Below are 21,041 nucleotides of genomic sequence, written 5' to 3' on the forward strand. Positions count from 1 at the left end.
ATCACGGGCCGTTTGTTCCATCCAGCACCATTCCGGCCGTGCTTCCAGCGCCGGGCACGTATTTTCCGGGGAACAACGAGGTTCCCCGGTCACCGCAAACGAACGGAAAAACACGTGAATACCAGCCCAATGACATCCAGCACTGCCGCCAATGGCGCCGTGCGCTGGGTGGTGGTGATCGCCGCCATCGCCCTGATCTTCGACGGCTACGACCTGGTGGTTTTCGGAACCATCGTCTCCACGCTGCTGGCGGACCCCAGCCAGCTCGGCCAGCTCGATGAAGCCGCCGCCGGATTGCTGGGCAGCTACGCGCTGCTCGGCGTGATGGTCGGTGCGCTGTCCACCGGCGCGATCGGCGACTACATCGGCCGGCGCAAGGCGATGATCACCGGCATCATCTGGTTCTCCGTCGGCATGGGCCTGACCGCGTTGGCCCCCGACACCCTGTGGTTCGGCATCCTGCGCTTCCTCACCGGCATGGGCGTGGGTGCGATCGTGGCCACCGCTGGCGCGGTGGTGGCCGAGTTCGCCCCGAAGAACCGCCGCAACTACTACAACGCGATCGTCTACTCGGGCGTGCCGGCCGGAGGCGTGCTCGCCTCGCTGCTGGCCATGGTGCTCAGCGACGTGATCGGCTGGCGCGGGCTGTTCCTCATCGGCGCGCTGCCGCTGCTGTTCCTGCTGCCGATGGCCTGGTTCAAGCTGCCCGAATCCCCGCAGTGGCTGCTCTCCCGCGGCCGCGTGGCTGAAGCCCGCGAGGTGGCTGCGCGCACCGGAATGCTGCTGGAACTTCCCAGCGACGCCGATGCCGGGCAGCTGAAGGCCGAACGTGTGGGCTTCGCCGCGCTGGCCACCAGGCGCTACGCGCTGCCTACCGCACTGCTGGGCATGATGAGCTTCGCCGGACTGCTGCTGACCTATGGGCTGAACACCTGGATGCCGGAAATCATGCAGCAGGCAGGCTACGGCAAGTCCCATTCGCTGCTCTTCTTGCTGGTGCTGAACCTCGCCGCGGTCTTCGGCGGGCTGCTGGCTTCGGTGGCCGCCGACCGGGTCGGCCCCAAGCAGGTCGTGGCGCTGACCTTCTTCCTGGCCGCGCTGGCAATGGTGCTGCTGACCCTCAAGCTCCCGCTGGGCTTGCTGTTGTCCCTGGTGGCAGTGGCAGGTGTGGGAACCATCGGCACGCAGGTGCTGATCTACGGATTTGTGTCGAACTACTACCACAGTGCCGCCCGCGGGGCCGGGGTGGCCTGGTGCGCCGGATTCGGCAGGCTGGGCGGGATCTTCGGCCCGCTGCTGGGCGGACTGCTGCTTTCGGCGGGAGTTTCCCCGGGAACCGCATTCTATGTCTTCGCCGCAGTTGCTATCGTTGGAACGCTGGTCACCACCTGCGTCCCGATGACCCGTTCGGACGCGCAGCGCAGCGCGCAAGAAGAGCTGGCTGCCGCGGGAGCAGGGAAGTAGCAGCACATCGAAACGCAACGCGGCGACGCAGGAAGGCTGGTGAACGCCATGCTCAGTGCCCAGCAGGGCCAGGATGCGCTCATCGGCCTTTCCCGCGAAGTCCAGCAAACTGGCAGTACCCTGGCCGTGCTGAAGGGTCCGCGCGGCAGCGGCAAGAGCACCATCATCAAGGCGCTGCTAACCCGGTTGGCCAGCCAATCGGTGCAGCTGGTGACCGCTTCGCGCTGGGAAACCGCGCAGCCCGGAGCCGCCTTGGGCCCGTTGCTGCAACGCAGCCACGCAGGCTCGGCCGGGGCGCTGGGCGAGGCCTTGCTGGAATACCTGCGCAGGGAGGCGCCGCAACCCCGTGTGCTGGTGCTGGAAAATGCGCAATGGGTCGATGACCTGAGCTTCCAGGCGCTGCACTACGCCTGGCGCCGCTTGCGCAATGAACCGGTACTCATCGTGCTGGTGATGCGCGACCAGAACCTGGCCAGGCTTTCACCGGAAACCCGGGAATTCCTGGCCGACAGCCAATTGAAGATCCTGCAGCTTCAAGTGCCCGATCCAACGCATGCGCGCGAGATTATCTGCGCCAGGACGGGGATCGACCTGCCGCCCATGGCCGTCGAGCAGCTGGTGGACTACACCGAGGGCAACCTGCAGGTGGTCATCGAGCTGGCCCAGGAGAATCCGGAGCACAGCTGGGAGCAGTTCGACCGCTGGCCGCCTGCCCCTCACGCCCTGTCGTTGCACGTCATCGAGCTATTGGAGGGGTTGGAACCGCGGGCGCGGGCGCTGCTGGAAGCGGCTGCGGTGCTCGGCGCGCAGGCCCGGATCGACAATATCGCCAAGCTGGTGGGCGAGGATGATCCGCTGCTGCCGATCCAGCAGATTCTCGACTCCTCGCTGGCGCAAACCCACGGCCATAGCGGGAAGGTGCGGCTCGGGTTCGAGAACGCATTGACCCAAATGGCTGTCTACCATCAGATCCCGCTGAGCACCCGCATCCGGTTGCATGCTTGCGCCGCGGACATCGTCGAGGACCAGGGGGCCAAGCTGGGCCATCGGGCCGATGCGAGCATCCTGCCCGATGGCCGCTTGTCGATGGAACTGCAAGACTACGCGCGGTCCCAAGGCAAGCGGGGCGAGTGGTCTTCGGCCGCTACCGCGTACTTCAGGGCCATGCACTTGTCCCCGGAACCGATGCGCCGCGACTCCCTGCTGCTCAACGCAGTGGATGCGATTGTCGCCGCCGGCGAGCTGCCGCGGGCGCAAACCTTCGCGCATCAGCTTTCGAGCTTGGAAAGCAGTCCGGAACGGGACGTGCTTTCCGGATACATCTCGATCCTGCAAGGCCGCGCCAACACCGCGCAGCGCTGGCTGTCCAGTGCCTGGCAGAACGCGGTCCAGCATCAGGACAACGATGTGATGGCCGCGATCGCCCAACGCCAAGTCCTCGACTCGCTGTGCCGTTTGAAGGGGCAGAAGATCATTGACTGGGCTGAGCAATCGCTGCGCCTTGCCCAGGTGGGCAGCCCGCTGGCCATTGAGAACGCAGCCATCCAAGGGCTCGGCCTGGCAATGATGGGCCGGGCTGATGAGGGGGAACAGGTCTTGATGGACCTGCTGGCCACCCTTCCGGCGGGAGCACAGCGCCAGCGCGCGGAAATGTCACTGGGCTGGGTCTACCTCGCGACCGATCGCGTGGAGCTGGCCCGGCACGAGCTCTCCGCAGCCAGCTCCACGGACTTCAGCGATGGTTCCCTGCGCATCTCGCTGTGGGCCAAAGCCTGGTCGGCGCGCGCTGAATTCCTCATGGGCGACTGGGACCAAGCGCTGGAGACGGTTCGATCCGCGCAGTCCCTGCAGGAGCGTTCTGAAATCCAGATCCTGCGTCCGCTGATCCAGCTGACCGCGGTGCAGATTCACGCATTGCGCGGCAATTGGGAGCAGGCGGATCTGCACCTACGCAAGTCGTGGGCACGCACCGGAAGCTATGCCATTATGGAGATGCCTTACCGGATGGCGCGGGCCGAGATTGCCCGGGCGCAGGCAAACCATGAAGAGGTTGTGCGGACGCTGGAACCATTGCTTCGGCTGGACCGTACGCAGGGCATCGACCAAGCAGGTTTCTGGACCTGGCAGGATACATACGCCATGGCGCTAATCCGTTGCGAACGCCTGGATGAAGCAGAAAATTTCGTACAGCCATTGCTGGAGAGTGCTCTCGCTTCAGGCCACCAGAGCGGAGCCGCTCGATTCCTGAGCGTGCAAGGCACCTTGCTGGCAGCCCGCGGTGATATCGACGCAGCCCGTTTGGCCTTTGAAGATGCCATCCGCCGTTTGGAAGGCATCGGGTCGGTCTACCACCGGGCAAAAATTGATTTCTACTACGGGCAATGCCTGCGCCGAGCCGGCAAGCGAGCCGAATGCGTTGCGCCGTTGACCCGCGCGCTGGCGATTTTCACGCACTTCGATGCATCCGTGTACATCGACCGCTGCACTCGTGAGCTCCAGGCAAGCGGAACCGGGATGCTGCGCAGGGAGAGTGCTGACTGGTCGACGCTGACGGCGCAGGAACAAGCCGTGGCCAAGCTGGTTTGCGAAGGTGCAAGCAATCGACGTGTCGCTGAAGAGCTGTATATAGGAACCAAGACAGTGCAATACCACCTGACCAAGATCTACACGAAGCTGGCGGTCTCAAACCGTACTGAGCTTGCTGCGCTGGCGCGTTTCGACCTTGAAGGATAGTGCCTTCCGACTGAAAAAAATTTTCATTCCCGAGGGCAGCAGAACCATGCGGAGTTCGAGTTGACCTACGCGCTGTGACTGTAGATTTTTTTCATTCAGCACGAATCGCTTGAATCGAACGCGGCCGGGATTCTTGATTCAGGCCGCGTCCAGCATTGCAACCAGACTCAAAGCCGTTGCTCCTGCGAAGTATGGGTGGTGTGGTGGTGCTAGTGACTGAAAAAATTTATCGCTCGAAATCCAAATCAGGTACTGGCTCTAGCTGGTTTCGGTTCCGGGCAGGCCCTCATCTTGGCCGAGCCCCAGTACTCGCCGCACTTCGGGGGTCAATTGCACCTCGCAGGCCGCAGCCTCCTGGGGACGTTGAGGACAACGATCGTTGACATGATCAAATTTCTCCACGTTGTCCACGCTCTCGGGAACCGTGATTGACCGCAGCCCGTGCGGAGATACCCACGTCTTGGAGCCATCCGGGCAAGCGAAGACCTTCCAGCCAAGCGCGTGCTTGTACATCTGATGCTGCTTGCACAAGAGATGAGTGTTCTGCCGGGTAGTGTGGCCGCCCTGCCCATACGCTTCGATGTGATCAATTTCCGAACGATCGGGCAGGCGGCGGCAACCAGGGAAACCGCAATGCTGGTCGCGGTAACGCAGCAAATCGCGCAACCCCTGGGAAGGCCGATATTTCTTGGGCTCCACATCAATTGCGGCTCCCGTCCACGGGTCGGTCAGAACGCGCTGGAACGACGGAGCATCCGCGGCGATTTCCAACGCTACGCCGATTGGGATCGGCCCGTAACCTTCCAAATCAGCGAGGGCGCGAGCGGGATTCGCGAGCATTTCAATGGCTGGGATCGTGATGGCAACCCGTGGCTTCAGCGGCATGCCTTCCATTCCGGGCCAGCCATGCAGATACACGTCCGCAAGCACATCGGCTTCAACCTGCGTTTGCGTGCGCAGATCCTTGGAATCAGTGATCTGGGCGGCTGCCTGCTTTATCGAGTTGCGAATCGAATGGATGACATCAGCGCGGTGATGCAGCTGCAAGGTAGCCATGCCATTCTCCTCATTCCACACCTTGAGATTACGGGCTGCGAATGCGTTCTTCTGCCGGTTCTCTGCCGAATTGGGATTCATCCGGTCGTGAAAGCGACGGGCCCGCTGGTAGACGGTCTCGTCGCAGGCTGTTCTTGCCAGAGGCAGCAAATTTTCCTCCATGCGGCCGACCTGCTCCGGGGAAAGGTCTTGCGAGTATTTGACGATGTCGTGGGCGGCCTTAACGGTAATCTCACCTGCAGCGAGCGCGGCAAGGGTGGCTTTGCAGGCGTGGCGCAAGCCCTTGGCATGGAACATCCGCTTGCTGGCTTTACGGACGGATTCGCGCAATGCGACAGCTGACTCAGCTACGAAATTGGAGTTGATGACCTGCTCGCTGCCACGGTCTATGCCATAGTATTCGGCACTCTTGCTGGCTTCGGCTTCCTCGTCTGGGGTGTGGGCATGCTCGGTGGCAATCAGGTCATTGAAGGACGCGCTGACCTGCTCGACTCCGTCTGCCAGTAAAACGCAGATAGCGGCTTCAGCGCTGCTCATCAGGCGTTGGAGTTTCTTCAGGCGTTCCAATGCGTCTCCGGGCCCATCCACGGGGCCCGCATTGAATAGTTCGTCGGCAACCTGCTTGATGGGTCCGAAGAACAACTGGTGCTCGCGATGGGCGTCGAGCGCTGACGCTCTGTGCGACTCCATGCGGGTGCCCGGCGGGCGCAGTGGAAGGCGATGTTCATCGTCGTGATCGTCTAGATATGCGGGAATAGTCATAGTTAACGTTCGCGCAGATTATCGACAGTATCTTCTGGTTCGAAACCAATTGTGGATAAGTTCTAGAAAGTTTATACGAATGCGATTAAGCGTGATTCCGGCGCGAAAATCGCTAGATCAGGGAAGGCAGTAATGGGTGCCGTGCTAGTTGCTAGTTGGATGCAGGGGGCGCGGCGGGCGGGTGAAGGCAGTTCGGATGCCAAAGGCTGCCATGGCTGCGAGTATGGCAAAGGCGAGGACGCTGGCCATGTACAGGGGTGCGGCTAGATCCGCGGCGGCATCGGCGTTCCAATCGGCAAAGGTGTCGCCCACCGAGTTCATATTGGCGAAGGAAGCGAAGAAATAAGCCGGTGCGCCTAAGGCAATGATCAGGCTCCAAGCTCCGATAGCCGCCCAGGCGGGCAGCTTGCGTCCGGCGGAAACTACCGGAACGAGCCAAGAAATGGCGAGGGCGGTTCCAGTGGCTGCGAAGACCCACCCTCCAAGCGAGTCGTAATTCTGGTCCATTGAGGCCATCTCGGAAATGGTTTCATCGAGGGAGAGTCCACTTGCTGCGGTCACGGCCCAATTGTTCATGAGCAGTGAGCCGTAAGCCGCGTAAGCCACGATCATGGCGAACCCGGAGATGGCTAGAAGTTTACGCATGTCAGTAGCCTAACAGTGCACTAGTCAACTCGGTGGGATAACCAATACGCGTATGAGTTGGGCGTCCATGCTACTTCCTTGCACGATCAAGCTGTCCTGAGGCCAGCTGCCTGTATTCCAGTGCAAGAATCCGTGAATCAGATGCCCTTAGTCGGTAAGGTGCATTATGTGCCGATCGGGAGCCCAAAGCGATCGCGCGAGCGATACCACCCAGCGCCGCAATGAGGCGCCAACCGTTAGAAGGAGACTAGGGATGATCTTCACCAAAAAAGGCGACGCCGCAGTTCTGGCCAAGCTCAGCACAGCTCCAGCACCCTATCGCGAGATTGCCGAACGGCTTCACACCATAATCATGCAGAGCGCACCATCGCTGGAGCCGATCGTCCGCTGGGGACTTCCGTTTTACGTCCGGGATGGCAAAGACGTCTGCTACATCAAGCCTGACAAGGACTTCGTAGCTTTCGGTTTTGGAGAAGTCGTGAATCCTGCCTACGAGGAAGGCTCCCACATGCATCCAGTTGCATGGACTATCACCTCGCTGGATTCTGCAACGGAAGACAGGATCCGGGACCTGGTGAAGAAGGCCGCGGGCTGATCCCGAGCAAGCTAGCTGGCCGCAAGATGAACAGTGCGCCCGCTGCAGGCAGCCGCATTGCCTGGAGTCCGTCCTCAAGTGCGCCGAAGGTCCCGGCAGCGTCATTGCTGTCGGGACCTTCCGCTTCGCGTCGGTAGTACTGAGGGCAAAAGCCTAGGCGGCAAGCATCGAGGTGCCGTGCTCCTCTTCTGGCATCCATCCGGTCCAGGCCCAGTGGTTCTGGGGTTCGCTGGCATCGGCAGCTCGGTGCGCGATGGATTGGGGTTGGAACTTCCCGGCTGGATCGTTCAGTGTTGAAGCATTCATGCTGCGCTCCCATTGGATTGGCGGGTGTTCGCCCGTTCGTCGAGGTTCCGGGTACGGCAACGGCGGGGGTCCGGCCAATGCTGCCGGGACCCCCGCCGTGTTGAGGCGCGCTGGGGCTTACTTCACAGGGTCGAGCACGAAGTCGTAGGTGACCTGCTTGCCGTTGCCCGATGCTGCTGGGTGCACGTCGAGCATCAGTTCCGGCTTCACCGCGGTGGCGATGTCGTCGTCGTTGTGCGCATCGCCCGGGAAGTACAGCTGGGCGGTGAGCAACTCGTGGCCCTCGGCGGAGACCTTCAGGTGCAGGTGCGCTGGGCGCCACGCGTGCCAGCCGGCGGCGGCGATCAGCTGGCCGCAGGCGCCGTCGGTCGGGATCTGGTACGGGGCTGGCTGCATGGTGTTGATCTGGAAGTTGCCTTCCTCGTCAGCAATGAAGGTGCCGCGCAGGTTCCACTCGGGGATGCCAGGGGCGAACTGCGAGTAGAAGCCCTGTTCGTCTGCGTGCCACAGCTCGATCTTGGCGTTCTTCAGCGCCGAGCCGTCGGTGGAGCGGACCTGGCCCTGGAAGAGCAGGTTGGTGCCCTTCTCGTCCTCGCGCATCGAGATGGTGGCAGGGGTGTTCTGCGAAGGCGCTTCGGGCACGTAGTAAGGGCCTTCGATCGAGCCCTTGTTGCCTTCGCGGTGGTCGGTGGCGACCTCTTCCACCGAGTGCTCCAGCCACACGTCCAGGAACAATGGCCATTCGCCGTCGTCGCCAACCTTGATCAACCATGCCTTCAGGGCATTGAACTCGTCGTAGCTCACGCGCTCTTCGAGGATGATGTCGTTGGCGGCCTTGACGAGCTTGGAAGCAAGCATGTTCACGCGCTCGGTGGAGGTCGCGATGCTGCCGAGCTTGCCGGAGTTGCGGAAGCTGTCGGTGGCGGCGTTGCCGGACTTGGCTGCAGTTGCGTCTGCTGGAGTTTCAGTGGTCATGGTGACTCCCCTAAATTATGTGGTGTGGCGGATGCGGATCCATACTGTGACCCCCATCATCCCGGGTGATTGATATTCAATGTAGTGCAGCGTCTATGCCAAGTGAAATACTCATTTGTCGGCCATTGGAACGTTTTGAATATCAATGCTTGTGGGCTGGGACACGGAGGGAATCCGCCGGTCCGGAAAAGTCCTAGGCCAGCGAATTCGGATGCTTGGCCAGCGCGGTGACCTTGATCTTCATGTACGGGTACATCGGGAAGCCGCTGAGGATTTCGTGCAGTTCGTCGTTGGATTCGACGTTGTACAGCGAGTGGTTCGCGTACTCGCCGACCACGCGCCAGATGCCCTGCATCTTGCCGCTGCGCTGCAGGCTTGCGGAGTACTCCTTTTCCCGGGCCTGGAAGTCAGCGACTTGCTCATTGGTCAGGTGGTCCGGGAAAACAACGTCCATACGGGCGAGGAACAACATGGGGATCTCCTTTAGTTCGAGGTGGAAAGCACGTGGTCCTGGCGGTAGCGCGCCAGCTTGGATTCGTCGATGGCGGCGCCCACGCCGGGCACGGTGCGTACCGGAATGCGGCCGTTGACGATCTGCAGCGGCTCGGCGAGCAGGTCATCGGCCATGTCCAGGAAATTGGACAATTCGCCGGCGCGGCGGCTGGTGGCTTCGAAGGCCGCGCCGAAGGTCACCGTGGCCAGCGAACCGACCTGGGTGTCGATCTGGTTGCCCATGGTGACATCCACGCCCAGCCCGGTGCACAGGCCCAGGATTTCGGTGGCTTCGGTGAAGCCCGAGCGGGCGGTCTTGATGCAGATCGCGTTCGCGCCGCCGGAGAGCAGCTCGCGCGAGGCATCGCCCGCGGTGGGCGCGGACTCGTCGGCGACGATCGGGATCGGGGAGCGTTCGACCAGGCGGCGTCGGCTCATCGCTTCCTTGGCATCGCACGGCTCTTCGAGCATGGTCAGACCCAGGCCCTCGGTCTGGCGCAGCACCTCCATGGACTCGTTCGCGCTCCAGCCGCGGTTGGCGTCCAGGTAGAGCTCCACGTCCTCGCCCAGCCCTTCGCGCAGCACGCGGCAGGCCTCGATGTCCGGGGCGAGCGGGCGGCGGCCGACCTTGAGCTTGAAGGTGGTGATGCCGTACTGCTCGCCGAAGCGCAGGGCCTCGTCGAGCAGCGCCTGGGCGGGCTTGAAGCCGAGCATGTGGCTCACGCGCATCGAGTCGGTGAAGCCGCCGAGCAGCTTGTGCACCGGCGTGCCCAGCGCCTGGCCGATGGCGTCCCAGACGGCGATGTCGATCGCGCCCTTGGCCACCTGGTTGTGGATGGTCCTATCCAGCACCTGGCGGATCTTGGCGCGGTCCATGATCTCCAGGCCGATCAGCTGCGGGGCGAAGACATCCTGCACGATCGCGACGATGGACTTCTGCGTCTCGCCGTAGGTGTACGGGCGCGGCGGGGCGTCGGCGGTGCCGATCACGCCTTCGTCGGTGTGCACGCGGATGAGCACGTGCTCGGCGGTGTGCACCTCGCCGCTGGCAAAGCGCAGCGGGTGGTTGTAGGGGATGGCGTAGGGGATTGTTTCAATCCGCTGGATTCGCATCGGGGTCCAGCCTTTCTAGGGGGTTGAGCAATGTGCAAAGTTCCAGGAAGTTGCGCACCAGCGCAGACTCGTTGCCGGCCTTCCAGGCGATCGCCAGGTCGACGGCCGGTGCGTTGCGCAGCGGCCGGAAGGTGATCCGGGTGCTGTGCGGCAGGTAGTGCGTGGTGGGCAGCAACCCGATGCCCAGGCCCGCGGCGACGAAGGTGAGCAGGGTGGAAGTCTCGCTGGCCACCTGCGCGATCTGCGGGGCGAAGCCCACTCGGCGGCAGGAGTCCATGATGATGTTGTTCACCGCGGAGGATGGCGGGTAGCAGATGAACTTCTCGCCAGCCAGCTGTTCCAGGTCCAGCTCATCGTGGGCGGCGAGCGGGTGGCCCAGCGGCAGCGCCACGGCCAGGTGGTCGCGGTCCAGCAGCATGTAGTCCACCTCGGTGCCGCGCACCGGCGGGCGCAGGATGGCCAGGTCCAGGCGTCCCTCGACCAGTCCCTCGACCATCTGCGGGGTGAGCATTTCGCCCTGCACATTCAGCTGCAGGCCCGGCATCTGCTGGGAGCTGGCTTCGATGAGCTTGGGCATGATGCGCGAGGTGGCGCTGCCGGTGGAACCCAGTCGCAGCACGCCCAGCGCGCCTTGGCCCACGGTGCGCACATCGCGGGAGAGCTGGTCGAGCTCTGCAAGCAGGATGCGCCCGCGGCGCAGCAGCAGCTCACCGGCGTTGGTCAGTTCCACCTTGCGCGTGGTGCGGATCAGCAGCTGGGTATCCAGGGTCTCTTCGAGCTGCTTGATCTGCTGGGAGAGCGGGGGCTGCGCGATATGCAGGCGCGCCGCTGCGCGGCCGAAATGGCGTTCTTCGGCGACGGCGACAAAGTAGCGAAGTAGTCTCGTGTCCATGGTGCTCCGATCGTCGGACCGCGCGTCGAATGCGCAGAAGACGCTTGCTGGCAACTCTAACGCGGCGGTCCAAGAGGGTGAAATACTTATTCTGGGTCGATTGAGAGTCTACAAGTATGAATGACTGGGCCGCACTGTATTCGACGATTGATTTACAGACCTGAATCATGCCGGGAGGCACTGGACTGCCACGGACCGCCACGGCCCCATGTCGCCACTTGGCCACCAGCATGGCTCCTTCCTGGCGCTTGGCAGCGGGACAGCTCGCGGCTAGGGTGTGAATGTGACGCTGGGCACATGTTTCGTGTCCGCGCCAATTCCGACGAGGCGATCCATGAAGGGGTACGCAGATGAAGGCTTATGCCCAGGGCGAGAGCGGACCGCAGCTGATCGAAGAGACGATCGGAGCCAACTTCGAACGCACCGCTGCCCGCTTCGGCCCGGCAGAAGCACTGGTGGAAGCGGCCAGCGGACGGCGTTGGTCATGGAGTGACCTGGATGCGCAGATCAACGCCCTGGCCAAGGGCCTGCTGGCCGCCGGCCTGGAGGCGGGAGACCGGGTGGGCATCTGGGCGCCTAACTGCGCGGAATGGGTATTCGCGCAATACGCCACCGCGAAGATCGGCGTCATCCTGGTCAACGTCAATCCTGCCTACCGCACCCACGAATACGCCTACGCGGTCAACCACTCCGGGGTGCGCCTGCTGCTGGCGGTCTCCGAATTCAAGACCAGCAACTACCGTTCGATGGTGGAGGCGACCCGCGCCGACACCCCGAGCCTCGAACGCGTGGTCTACGTGGACACCGGGGACTTCGCGCAATTGCTGGCCGAGGGCGAGCAGGTCAGCGACGAGGAGCTGGCCCGGCATCTGGCGGCCACCAAGCCCGGGGATCCGATCAACATCCAGTACACCTCGGGCACCACCGGCTACCCCAAGGGCGCGGTGCTCAGCCACCGCAACATCCTGAATAACGGCTACCAGGTCACCGGCATGATCGACCTGGACGAGCATGACCGGCTGTGCATCCCGGTGCCGTTCTACCACTGCTTCGGCATGGTGATGGGCAACCTGGGCTGCACCTCCCGGGGCGCGACCATCGTCATCCCGGCCCCGGGCTTCGAAGCCGACACCACGCTGCGGGTAGTGGCGGAGGAGAAGTGCACGGGCCTGTACGGGGTGCCCACGATGTTCATCGCCATGCAGAACCTGCCCAATTTCAAGGTCTTCGACCTCTCGTCGCTGCGCACCGGCATCATGGCCGGATCCATCTGCCCGGTCGAGGTGATGCGCCGCTGCATCGACGAGATGGGCATGGACGGGGTGTCCATTGCCTACGGCATGACCGAGACCTCGCCGGTCTCCTGCCAGACCCGCAGCGACGACGATATCGAGCGCCGCACCTCCACCATCGGCCGGGTGCACCCGCATGTGGAAATCAAGGTGGTGGACCCGGTGAGCGGGGAAACCCTCCAGCGCGGGGAAACCGGCGAATACTGCACCCGCGGCTACTCGGTGATGCTCGGCTACTGGAACGACGAAGACAAGACCCGGGCGGCCATCGACGACGAGGGCTGGATGCACACCGGCGACTTGGCGGTGATGCGCGAGGACGGGTACTGCACCATCGTGGGCCGCATCAAGGACATGGTGATCCGCGGCGGGGAGAACATCTACCCGGCGGAAATCGAGGAATTCCTCTACAAGCATCCGGATATCGAGGACGTGCAGGTGATCGGGGTGCCCGATGAGAAGTACGGCGAGGCGATCTGCGCCTGCATCCGCATGAGGGACGGCCGCGAACCCCTGGACGTCGCGGCCATCGGCGAATACTGCACCGGGCATCTGGCGCATTACAAGATCCCCGCCTACGTGCAGATCCTGCAGGATTTCCCGACCACCGTCACCGGGAAGATCCGCAAGAACCAGCTGCGCGAGGATGCGGCGAAAGTGCTCGAACTGTAGCCAAATGCCACCAGGCAGGGGCGCAAGGCACAGCGTTGCTTTGGGTGGAGGTGACCTTGGACATAAATACTGCGTCGATGATTTTTCCGACTGCTAGTTTTCCAAGTAGCTTGCCTTGGGCAAGCCCGGCATGATTCGCTGATCCAGATCAGGTCCAGGCCAGGGGTTGCCAAGGAATCCGAACGTGAATGGGGCGCGTACTTGCAGAAACATTTCAGCCGCTTAGTGGGCATCGCTGTCATTTTGATCGTCGTTCTCGCGGCCTCGCTCTTGGCCTGGGCGTTGAGCATGAGCGGGAAGCCTGCGCTGATGTGGAACCCGATCGAGGTCCATATCGGAAAACTCTGGACTACTTTCTACAGCACCGAGCTGCCGGATCTGTCCATCCTCGCTTTCGCCGTCGCCGCAGCAGTCTTCCTGGTGCTGCTGGTGGTCCTGGGCGAACGCTTTGTCACCTGGCGCTATCGCCGGACGCCGATCCAGAAATCGAGCCGGCCGCTGGCGCCCAAAGCGGTGATGGCCCGGACGCGGGGCATCTACGCCGGGCCGGTGACCGTGACCGTGCTGATCCCGGCGCACAATGAAGAAGCCTCCCTGCCGTACACCCTGAAAGCACTGGAAGAGCAGAGCTTTGCCCCCTCGAGCATCATCGTGGTTGCCGACAACTGCACCGACCGGACCGTGCAAGTTGCCCGCGAGCACGGGGTCGAGGTGTTCGAATCGGTGGAGAACAAGCACAAGAAGGGCGGCGCGCTGAACCAGGCGCTGCACTCCATCCTGCCCGGGATGGGCGATAACGACTGCGTCATGGTGATGGATGCCGACAGCCAGATCGGCGCGGACTTCCTGGCAACCGCCCGGGACCGCTTCACCTGGGACCGCGCGCTGATGTCCGTGGGCGGGCTGTTCCACGGAGAAGAGGGCCATGGGCTGATCGGCCAGTTCCAGCGCAATGAGTACACCCGCTACCAACGCGAAATCGGCCGTCGCGACGGCCGGGTCTTCGTGCTGACCGGAACGGCCTCGGTATTCCGCGCGACGGCCCTGCGCGAAGTGGCTGCGGCGCGCGGGAGCATGCTGCCGGGCACCTGCGGCGAGGTCTACGACACGGAGGCTCTGACCGAAGACAACGAACTGACCATCGCGCTGAAAACCCTCGGCGCGCTGACCACATCGCCGCAGGACTGCACGGTGGTCACCGAGCTGATGCCCAACTGGAAGATGCTGTGGGCGCAGCGGCTGCGCTGGCAGCGCGGCGCCTTGGAGAACCTGGGCGCGTACGGAGTCACCCCGCAGACCACGCGGTACTGGGCCCAGCAGATCGGCATCGGCTACGGCGTGATCGCGCTGTTCAGCTATTTCGCGCTGATGATCATCATGCTGGTCTCCATGGACAACTGGGTGTGGTTCCCCTTCTGGATGCTGCTTGGAGCGCTCTTCGCTGTCGAGCGCGTGGTCACGGTCTGGCACGGCGGCTGGAAAGCCAGGATCATCGCCGCGCTGGTGATTCCGGAATTGGTCTATGACGCCTTCCTGGACCTTGCGTTCCTCAAGGGCGTAGGGGATATCGCGTTTGCCCGGAGCGCGGATTGGAAGCACGTCGACCACGCGGGCGCCGCACGTAAGGAAAGCACCTCATGATGAATCACCTCGTCCAGATTCCACATGGAATCATTCTTCCCGAGAGCGTTCTGCTCAGTGATTGGTTCGCGGTGCTCGCTTCGTTCGTCGCGATCAACACCGTGCTCTATCTGGTCCTGGGACTGGCCAAGCTGCTGCCGGTGATCCGGATCCGCAGCTCGCGGGGACGGGAACGGCGCTCAGAAACCCGGAATATCGATCCCGAGGCGTCCGTGTAGCTCATGCATCGCAGCTGGCAACCCCGCAAGCTCTATGCCCGGGCTGAAATAGAAGCCCTGCGCATAGTCGAAGTCCAGCTTCCGGGCCAGATCCAGATGTTCACCGGTTTCGATCCCCTCGACCAGAGTTCTGGCACCGATCTCGCGGGCAGCGGCCAGCAGGATGCCAACGTGTTCGCGAGCCTGCGTCGATGCCAGGTAGCGGATGAAAAGCGAACGGTCCAGCTTCACAATGTGCGGCTTCAGCCGGAGGATGCGCCCCCGCGTTGCATAGCCGATGCCGGCATCGTCAACCAGCAGCAGGCAGCCGAGCTCATCTGCATGGATGCGGGCGGCATCGCAAACTTCCGGCGCGGACTGCTCGTGCAGTTCCAGGCCCCAGAGCAGCCGGGGATCGAGTGCCGGCTCTGAGTGCGCGAACGCCCTGATCGCTGGACCCGAAGCATTCATGGTGAGCAGCAGCCCGTCGGGCAGGCCTTGGCTGGATTCGACAATGCGCTCCAGAGCGCGAAGCTCAAGTTCTACCAGGTTGCCTTCGGTCCGGGCCGCGGAGAAATGCTCGTCAGGGCTGCGCCCGTCGCTGAAGCGCGCCAGTGCCTCGAAACCCAGCAGCGTTGTGGAACGCAGGTTGATCAATGGCTGGAATACGAACTTCATGGACTACCTAACCTGGCGGTATGGGCTGGCAACTTGATTGCTGATTAGGCTGTTGCTACGAATGAGATCTTACCGCGCCACTGGCCGGGATCACGCGGTTAAGATGAATTAAAGAGAAAGCGGGTGATGGCATGCCGAGGACAATGGATCGGCGGTCAAACGACGACGGAATTTGGTGGAGCCGGTTCCTGCCAGCCAGGCTCCGCCGCATCAAGCGATTGGAAGTGGCTGTCACAGGGATGGTGGCAGTTTTCCTGCTGCTTTTCTATGTGGTCAACCTGGGCAATGATTTCAGCTCTCCGCTCTTCCAGAAGCTGGCGGTAGCCAGGGTTGCCGGGGCGCTGGGGCTGGTGATCGCCGTGTGGTGGATGCTGGATCGTTTTCCGTTGTGGATCGCCTATCTCGGGGCCCTGGCCGAACTGTCGGCCTTCGTGGTCTTCGTGGGTTTTTCGCTAAACCATGAGCAGATCGTCTTCAGGCTCCAGGAATTTCCGCTCATCGCACTGTACATGTCGTGGCTCTTTCCCCCGGCCGTCACCCGGTGGACCATCTACCCGATCATGGCTTTCACGATTCCCTACTCGGTGTTCTTCGGCCCTGCTGTGGGCACCGAGCACCAAAGCGGGCTGTTGAACGTGCTGAGCTTGGTCTTCTTCACCGTCGCCGGGATGTTCGTCGGCCTCTACGTCAAGCGCCGGTTCCGCCAGCAAACCCAGATCGACGCATTGACCGGGGCCTTGAACCGCGTCGGGCTGGCCGTGCGCGGCGATGCCGCCTTGCTCTCCTCCCGGAAATACCGCAGGCCCCTGGCTGTGGCGCTGCTGGACCTGGACGGATTCAAGGAGATCAACGACCAAGGCGGCCACGAAGCCGGGGATCTTGCCTTGAAGCAACTGGTGCGGCATCTGCGCAGTGCCACGCGGGCCGGGGACCTGGTCAGCCGCTTGGGCGGCGATGAATTCGTGCTGGTTTTCCCTAATACGACCCGTGGCCAGGCTCAGGTGCTGATGGAGCGCATCGAGCTTACATCGCCGCTGGCGTGGAGCTTCGGAACGGCAGAAGCCCGCACGGATGACAACTTGAGCACGATGATTCTCCGTGCCGACCGGGACATGTACTCCTCCAAGCGCCTGCGGACGGCCGAACGCGGAAAGAGCGCGGAGGGAAGCTGAGCTCCGTGCCCTAGTTCAGCTTCCCGCCCAGGCGGTCCTGCATCTTCTGGCTGGCCTCGTTCAGGCCGCGGATTTCCACGGTTTTCCCGTAGTTCTGGTACTTGGTGCGGATCGAGTCCAGGGCGGCGATGGTCGAGGCGTCCCACAGGTGCGAATCGGACATGTCGATGATGACCTTCTCGGGGTCCTGCGCGTAGTCGAACTGGGTGTACAGGTCGTTCGAGGAGGCGAAGAACAGTTCGCCGTTGACCTTGTACACGGCGGCATCCGGGGTTGCGCTGCGATCCACGGTGACCATATGCGCCACGCGATTGGCGAAAAGCACCATCGCCGAGAGGATGCCCGCCCCCACGCCGATGGCCAGGTTGCTGGTGATCACGGTGAGCGCCACGGTGATGGCCATGACGAAGGTTTCGCTCTTGGGCATCATCTTCAGCGTGCTCGGTCGGATGGAATGCCAGTCGAAGGTGGTCGCCGAAACCACGATCATCACCGCCACCAGGGCCGCCATCGGAATCTGCGCGACAATGTCGCCGAGCAGCACCGCGAGCAGCAGCATGAAGATGCCGGCGAAGGCGGTGGAGATGCGGGTGCGCCCGCCGGAGACCTTCACGCCCACCATGGTCTGGCCGATCATCGCGCAGCCGCAGATGCCGCCGAAGAAGCCGGTGACGATATTCGCGGTGCCCTGTGCCCAGGACTCGCGGGTCTTGCTTGACGGGGTATCGGTGATGTCATCGACCAGCTTGGCGGTCAGCAGCGATTCGAGCAGCCCCACGAAGGCCACCGCGATCGCGTAGGGCGCGATGATCTGCAGGGTCTCCAGGTCCAGCGGCACCCCGGGCAGGTGGAAGATCGGCAGCGAATCAGGCAGTTCGCCCTTGCCGCCCACGGTCGGAACGGCGACCTTGGCAAAGATGGTGATCGCGGTGAGCACCACGATGGCGATCAGCGGAGCCGGAACCGCCTTGGTGATCTTCGGGAAGAAGCACACGATGGCCACGCCCAGGATCACCAGCGGGTAGACCATCCACGGGACATTGCGCAGCTCGGGCATCTGCGCCCAGAAAATCGAGATGGCCAGGCCGTTGACGAAGCCGATCATCACCTGGCGCGGGATGAAGCGCAGCAGCTTGGCCACGCCCAGCAGCGCCAGTGATACCTGGATGATGCCGGCCAGGACCACCGTGGCGAAGAGATACTCCACCCCGTGGGTGCGCACCAGCGGTGCGACCACCAGAGCCACCGCGCCGGCAGCTGCCGAAATCATCGCCGGGCGCCCGCCGGTGATCGCGATGACCACCGACATCGTGAAGGACGCGAAGATGCCCACGCGCGGGTCGACTCCGGCGATCACGGTGAAGGCGATGACCTCGGGGATCAGTGCCAGGGAGACTACCAGGCCGGCGAGCAGCTCTGTCTTGAGCAATCGCGGGGACTTCAGGGTGCGCAGCACCGACTGTCGTTGCAGGGGCGTCAGTTCAGCGGTCGCGGTACTCACCGGGGCTCCGTTTCGTCAGATGTCCCAGGGAAGGGAAATTGGGAACCCGTCTACGTTATCGCACCTATGCCCGATTGGGCTCAGGGCTGCAGATCGGACGCAGGCGCTGACCGTCATTCGGGAGGTACGCGCTCGCCGGTTGGGAGAATGAACAGATTGCTCAACAGTCAGAGCCCAGGCCTGGTACTCTCCACGAGGTCTTTACTGAGAAAGCACCGTTTCCTGCCAAATTACGCTGCGGAGCCAATCAATCCACGGTGGGTTGTGGTTACGACTACTGAATGTTCCTATCGACGAGATTTCCATTCCGCTGTCGAAGTTTCGTGGTGACGAGCGGTGCATGCTCGAATCCACATGGAGGAAGGTCGGTACTTTGTTCGCACGGATTTCATCAGTGCTGCGCGGTCCTGCGAATCGTTACTTTGGTGCCGGTGAGGGGTGAATATCAAAATTGCCGTCACAACCCTGCTGTGGGTCTAAGTCGGAGAAATTGAAGCGCACGGTAGGCACAGCCGACTTTTTTAACTGCTGAACCAGATCGTATGGCCTCCATCGGCATGCCACATGACCGGAGGCCAAATGCAGTGTCTGAATCACAATATTGAATTGTAGGCTCGATGGCTCGTCTGCTGGTCTGACAGTCGGTTGCATGAGCAATGCTGAAAATTTCAGCGATGTTCGGTACGGGTCAACCTGTCTCCTTTGGTGCGGCCATCATCACGCTGAGAAGCCACGCCTGGTTTGCCCCCTTTTCACGTTCGGCAACTTCACATACTGGCGTAAGGAACTGGATGCTTATCACAAAAGCTCGCCGACACCGCGAAGGTTTATTTCACCGAGGCTGACTCTGTGCAGATATTGACCCGGTGCTTCTTGCTCAGCGGTGTCCCGACTGCAATATAGGCCTGTAGGCTGTGGGGACTCCATGATTCCGAAGATTGGATTCCCATCGCCATCCTCGTCGTACGGCAATAAAGTAGTATGCGTGAGATACAGAATGCCGCCCCCTGTCAGTTCCATGCCTTCAGTATTCTGGACCTTCCGAGCTTCCCAGCTGACTTGAGTTTCTGGGTACTTTTCCTGAATCTCATAGCATTCACGCTCACTGGCCACGATCGCAATTATTGGCTCTATGTGTTCTAGATCTGGAAACGGGCTGGGTTGTTTACCGTAGACAACGAAAACCATCAGTTCCTCTGAATATTTCGATCTAAGACGATTCTTGATTTTTGTCAGGATATTGCTTAGAGGCGCATCGAACCCCCTTCTGCACAGGAGCATAAGCATCAGCATAGTAAGTCTTGCCATTGTAGACAATTGTTCCGAGGGTGCGACCTGACCAAGTGGTCGTTTTTGCAGATTTACATGTCAGCGCGTGATTTGTCTGCTGGAAGACAGTCGGGTAGTAGGTGCCATTATGTTTACCAGCTTTTATCTTTTGGGCTGGCTGGCCAATCGCGCGACCACCCTTGACCCACCACGCAAGCCGCTTAAAACGTGCCTGGGAAGAATGGTGGATCGCAGTGACTTTCTTGGTGCAATAGGTAGTGGATTTGAAGCCACCCGTCTCGTACTTCCCGGATTTTCTGGTGTGAAAACCTTCGGCCACGATCTTGCAAGGCCCATAGTTAACCTTTGCCATGGTCCCCACGTTGAATCCCGCTTGACGCAGTTCATCCATCATGTTCATTTTGGCTACTGCTTCGGCAGGTGATGCCGCTTCAATGTAGTTGGATTCTGCAGAGGTCTTTTCGGAGAAAAAATCTTTCGTTGAAAGGGCGTATTCCGAGGACTGCTGCAACGTGTAGGTTTCGCCAACCGGAGTTTCAACAGCTTGCGCCGTCCCTGGCGATACAGTCACCAAATACAATGCAAGGGGTAATGCGACAAAGGAAAATTTCATCATTATGGTCTAAGTTGAATATTAAACATTTAGATATGAATGGGACGTTTTTATTATCGATAGTAGTGTAACCGATTTTCGAGAATCTACCATTGGTCCAAGTCCGCACATGGAATTTAGGTTCCACGGCCGCGGGGTGCGGTTATTAGGAACTTTGGCCATTCTGATACCCCTGGTAGCCCTGATCGCAGCTCTCCTTCCATGCCGTAATCATGATGCCCAAATTCTCCTTCGCACGGTCGATGCCGTTGGTTACGAGATCTTGGGCCGCGCCTTCGTATTTCTCGATGGTTAGACATAAGGTTCTGCTTACAAGGAGCCCATAACCGTCAGCCGGAGCTGCGATATAGGAGTCAAGCGAAATTAATAGTCACAATTCAGTCACTCCGGATGTTTTAAGCCCGACGTTAATGCATATAGGACAGGCTCGACTTAGCCCCTCAGCCGACCGATTCACATCGGGGTCACTAAATCAGGTCGCAGATGGCACCTAGATCGTAAGACTTGTGGACGGACCAGGCTGTTGCCGAGGACCGCGGATAAAAGTATTGAGAAATTCAGGACATGATAGCCCCGGGGGGCGAATCGGGGTTAGATTCACGAACGACTTTCAATGCCAAAATGTATACCCTTTTCGATATGTCCATCCATGAAAGCGTGTGTGAGCGGAGCCAAAAGTTGCAGGTGAGCGAGCTGCGATCGACCGGAACAAGTGTTTGCCGAACGTGGGGTATCGTCATGGTAAGTAGTGCCTCCGAGGTGGAACAAGGGCAAGGCGCTATTGAGGCCAGAGGGCGGGTCGTTGATCCAATCTGTTCAATAAAGGGCGAGTAGCTCTGTAGGGCAGCTCACTTAAAGTGGGCACCCAACTACCCGACTATCCGCCGGCCGGTTAAAATCGTAACCCCGGCGAATTGCTTTGCCGGGGTTACTCGATCATCACTCGCACCTT

General features: G+C 61.4%; 18 protein-coding genes. 7 read left to right on the top strand and 11 right to left on the bottom strand.

Features of this window, described 5'->3' with window-relative positions; translation table 11 throughout:
- Window positions 1–129 precede the first annotated feature (129 nt).
- Window positions 130–1,464, top strand: a complete 1,335-nt coding sequence (locus ACIOJF_RS07570; RefSeq protein WP_402741420.1) for an MFS transporter — start codon at window positions 130–132, stop codon at window positions 1,462–1,464.
- 48 nt (window positions 1,465–1,512) lie between these two features.
- The gene (locus ACIOJF_RS07575) at window positions 1,513–4,197 is read left to right on the top strand and encodes a LuxR C-terminal-related transcriptional regulator (RefSeq protein WP_402741641.1); all 2,685 of its coding nucleotides are present in this window, start codon (window positions 1,513–1,515) and stop codon (window positions 4,195–4,197) included.
- 258 nt (window positions 4,198–4,455) lie between these two features.
- Here the strand turns inward: ACIOJF_RS07575 and ACIOJF_RS07580 are convergent, their stop codons facing one another.
- Together ACIOJF_RS07580 and ACIOJF_RS07585 are read right to left on the bottom strand one after the other, a co-directional pair.
- Window positions 4,456–6,015 carry an HNH endonuclease signature motif containing protein gene (locus tag ACIOJF_RS07580; RefSeq protein WP_133833879.1) on the bottom strand — a complete coding sequence of 520 codons (1,560 nt, stop codon included), beginning with the start codon at window positions 6,013–6,015 and terminating at the stop codon, window positions 4,456–4,458.
- Window positions 6,016–6,159: 144 nt separating this feature from the next.
- Window positions 6,160–6,660 (bottom strand): hypothetical protein, encoded by a 501-nt coding sequence (locus ACIOJF_RS07585; protein WP_105656484.1) that lies wholly within the window; start codon window positions 6,658–6,660, stop codon window positions 6,160–6,162.
- A gap of 253 nt (window positions 6,661–6,913) precedes the next feature.
- Here ACIOJF_RS07585 and ACIOJF_RS07590 point away from each other — a divergent pair, with 253 nt between their 5' ends.
- Window positions 6,914–7,255, top strand: a complete 342-nt coding sequence (locus ACIOJF_RS07590; RefSeq protein ID WP_332486432.1) for a DUF1801 domain-containing protein — start codon at window positions 6,914–6,916, stop codon at window positions 7,253–7,255.
- A 153-nt stretch (window positions 7,256–7,408) separates the two neighbouring features.
- Here the strand turns inward: ACIOJF_RS07590 and ACIOJF_RS07595 are convergent, their stop codons facing one another.
- The 5 genes from ACIOJF_RS07595 to ACIOJF_RS07615 all read right to left on the bottom strand — a co-directional run bounded on the left by ACIOJF_RS07595 (window position 7,409) and on the right by ACIOJF_RS07615 (window position 11,033).
- Window positions 7,409–7,561, bottom strand: coding sequence for a hypothetical protein (locus tag ACIOJF_RS07595; RefSeq protein ID WP_332486434.1), 153 nt, complete (start codon window positions 7,559–7,561; stop codon window positions 7,409–7,411).
- Window positions 7,562–7,678: 117 nt separating this feature from the next.
- Window positions 7,679–8,536, bottom strand: a complete 858-nt coding sequence (catA, locus tag ACIOJF_RS07600) for a catechol 1,2-dioxygenase (RefSeq protein WP_402741421.1) — start codon at window positions 8,534–8,536, stop codon at window positions 7,679–7,681.
- 193 nt (window positions 8,537–8,729) lie between these two features.
- A complete protein-coding gene (gene catC, locus ACIOJF_RS07605) occupies window positions 8,730–9,008 on the bottom strand; it encodes a muconolactone Delta-isomerase (RefSeq protein WP_105656482.1) in 279 nt (92 codons plus the stop codon).
- A gap of 11 nt (window positions 9,009–9,019) precedes the next feature.
- Window positions 9,020–10,141 carry an enolase C-terminal domain-like protein gene (locus ACIOJF_RS07610; RefSeq protein ID WP_402741422.1) on the bottom strand — a complete coding sequence of 374 codons (1,122 nt, stop codon included), beginning with the start codon at window positions 10,139–10,141 and terminating at the stop codon, window positions 9,020–9,022.
- Complete coding sequence (locus ACIOJF_RS07615) at window positions 10,122–11,033, bottom strand: LysR substrate-binding domain-containing protein (protein ID WP_105662373.1); 912 nt, start codon at window positions 11,031–11,033, stop codon at window positions 10,122–10,124. The genes ACIOJF_RS07610 and ACIOJF_RS07615 overlap by 20 nt, the downstream gene beginning before the upstream one ends.
- Before the next feature lie 350 nt (window positions 11,034–11,383).
- Between ACIOJF_RS07615 and ACIOJF_RS07620 the strand changes: the two genes are divergently transcribed.
- The 3 genes from ACIOJF_RS07620 to ACIOJF_RS07630 all read left to right on the top strand — a co-directional run bounded on the left by ACIOJF_RS07620 (window position 11,384) and on the right by ACIOJF_RS07630 (window position 14,856).
- The gene (locus ACIOJF_RS07620; RefSeq protein ID WP_402741423.1) at window positions 11,384–12,997 is read left to right on the top strand and encodes an AMP-binding protein; all 1,614 of its coding nucleotides are present in this window, start codon (window positions 11,384–11,386) and stop codon (window positions 12,995–12,997) included.
- A gap of 201 nt (window positions 12,998–13,198) precedes the next feature.
- Entirely contained in the window at window positions 13,199–14,638 is a 1,440-nt protein-coding gene (locus ACIOJF_RS07625; protein WP_286134078.1) for a glycosyltransferase, read from the top strand.
- Window positions 14,635–14,856, top strand: coding sequence for a hypothetical protein (locus ACIOJF_RS07630; protein WP_286134077.1), 222 nt, complete (start codon window positions 14,635–14,637; stop codon window positions 14,854–14,856). The genes ACIOJF_RS07625 and ACIOJF_RS07630 overlap by 4 nt, the downstream gene beginning before the upstream one ends.
- Here ACIOJF_RS07630 and ACIOJF_RS07635 read toward each other — a convergent pair.
- Window positions 14,818–15,513, bottom strand: a complete 696-nt coding sequence (locus tag ACIOJF_RS07635) for an EAL domain-containing protein (RefSeq protein ID WP_402741424.1) — start codon at window positions 15,511–15,513, stop codon at window positions 14,818–14,820. The two genes, ACIOJF_RS07630 and ACIOJF_RS07635, sit on opposite strands and share 39 nt — an antisense overlap.
- A 224-nt stretch (window positions 15,514–15,737) precedes the next feature.
- Here ACIOJF_RS07635 and ACIOJF_RS07640 point away from each other — a divergent pair, with 224 nt between their 5' ends.
- A complete protein-coding gene (locus ACIOJF_RS07640) occupies window positions 15,738–16,685 on the top strand; it encodes a GGDEF domain-containing protein (RefSeq protein ID WP_166650757.1) in 948 nt (315 codons plus the stop codon).
- A gap of 10 nt (window positions 16,686–16,695) precedes the next feature.
- Here the strand turns inward: ACIOJF_RS07640 and ACIOJF_RS07645 are convergent, their stop codons facing one another.
- From ACIOJF_RS07645 to ACIOJF_RS07655, 3 genes are all read right to left on the bottom strand, one after another.
- A complete protein-coding gene (locus ACIOJF_RS07645) occupies window positions 16,696–18,186 on the bottom strand; it encodes a SulP family inorganic anion transporter (RefSeq protein WP_105656477.1) in 1,491 nt (496 codons plus the stop codon).
- Window positions 18,187–18,984: 798 nt separating this feature from the next.
- On the bottom strand, window positions 18,985–19,374 hold the full coding sequence (locus tag ACIOJF_RS07650; protein ID WP_402741425.1) for a hypothetical protein: 390 nt from the start codon (window positions 19,372–19,374) through the stop codon (window positions 18,985–18,987).
- 22 nt (window positions 19,375–19,396) lie between these two features.
- Window positions 19,397–20,089, bottom strand: a complete 693-nt coding sequence (locus ACIOJF_RS07655; protein ID WP_146112960.1) for a hypothetical protein — start codon at window positions 20,087–20,089, stop codon at window positions 19,397–19,399.
- Window positions 20,090–21,041 lie beyond the last annotated feature (952 nt).

The organism is Glutamicibacter sp. NPDC087831, from assembly GCF_044742845.1.
In the GTDB taxonomy this organism is placed as follows: Bacteria; Actinomycetota; Actinomycetes; order Actinomycetales; family Micrococcaceae; genus Glutamicibacter.

Excerpts from the sequence above, each read along its gene's own strand:
- ACIOJF_RS07570 (WP_402741420.1), top strand. The coding sequence starts at position 130 with ATGACATCCAGCACTGCCGCCAATGGCGCCGTGCGCTGGGTGGTGGTG.
- ACIOJF_RS07575 (WP_402741641.1), top strand. The coding sequence starts at position 1,513 with ATGCTCAGTGCCCAGCAGGGCCAGGATGCGCTCATCGGCCTTTCCCGC.
- ACIOJF_RS07580 (WP_133833879.1), bottom strand. The coding sequence starts at position 6,015 with ATGACTATTCCCGCATATCTAGACGATCACGACGATGAACATCGCCTT.
- ACIOJF_RS07585 (WP_105656484.1), bottom strand. The coding sequence starts at position 6,660 with ATGCGTAAACTTCTAGCCATCTCCGGGTTCGCCATGATCGTGGCTTAC.
- ACIOJF_RS07590 (WP_332486432.1), top strand. The coding sequence starts at position 6,914 with ATGATCTTCACCAAAAAAGGCGACGCCGCAGTTCTGGCCAAGCTCAGC.
- ACIOJF_RS07595 (WP_332486434.1), bottom strand. The coding sequence starts at position 7,561 with ATGAATGCTTCAACACTGAACGATCCAGCCGGGAAGTTCCAACCCCAA.
- catA (WP_402741421.1), bottom strand. The coding sequence starts at position 8,536 with ATGACCACTGAAACTCCAGCAGACGCAACTGCAGCCAAGTCCGGCAAC.
- catC (WP_105656482.1), bottom strand. The coding sequence starts at position 9,008 with ATGTTGTTCCTCGCCCGTATGGACGTTGTTTTCCCGGACCACCTGACC.
- ACIOJF_RS07610 (WP_402741422.1), bottom strand. The coding sequence starts at position 10,141 with ATGCGAATCCAGCGGATTGAAACAATCCCCTACGCCATCCCCTACAAC.
- ACIOJF_RS07615 (WP_105662373.1), bottom strand. The coding sequence starts at position 11,033 with ATGGACACGAGACTACTTCGCTACTTTGTCGCCGTCGCCGAAGAACGC.
- ACIOJF_RS07620 (WP_402741423.1), top strand. The coding sequence starts at position 11,384 with ATGAAGGCTTATGCCCAGGGCGAGAGCGGACCGCAGCTGATCGAAGAG.
- ACIOJF_RS07630 (WP_286134077.1), top strand. The coding sequence starts at position 14,635 with ATGATGAATCACCTCGTCCAGATTCCACATGGAATCATTCTTCCCGAG.
- ACIOJF_RS07635 (WP_402741424.1), bottom strand. The coding sequence starts at position 15,513 with ATGAAGTTCGTATTCCAGCCATTGATCAACCTGCGTTCCACAACGCTG.
- ACIOJF_RS07650 (WP_402741425.1), bottom strand. The coding sequence starts at position 19,374 with ATGGTTTTCGTTGTCTACGGTAAACAACCCAGCCCGTTTCCAGATCTA.
- ACIOJF_RS07655 (WP_146112960.1), bottom strand. The coding sequence starts at position 20,089 with ATGAAATTTTCCTTTGTCGCATTACCCCTTGCATTGTATTTGGTGACT.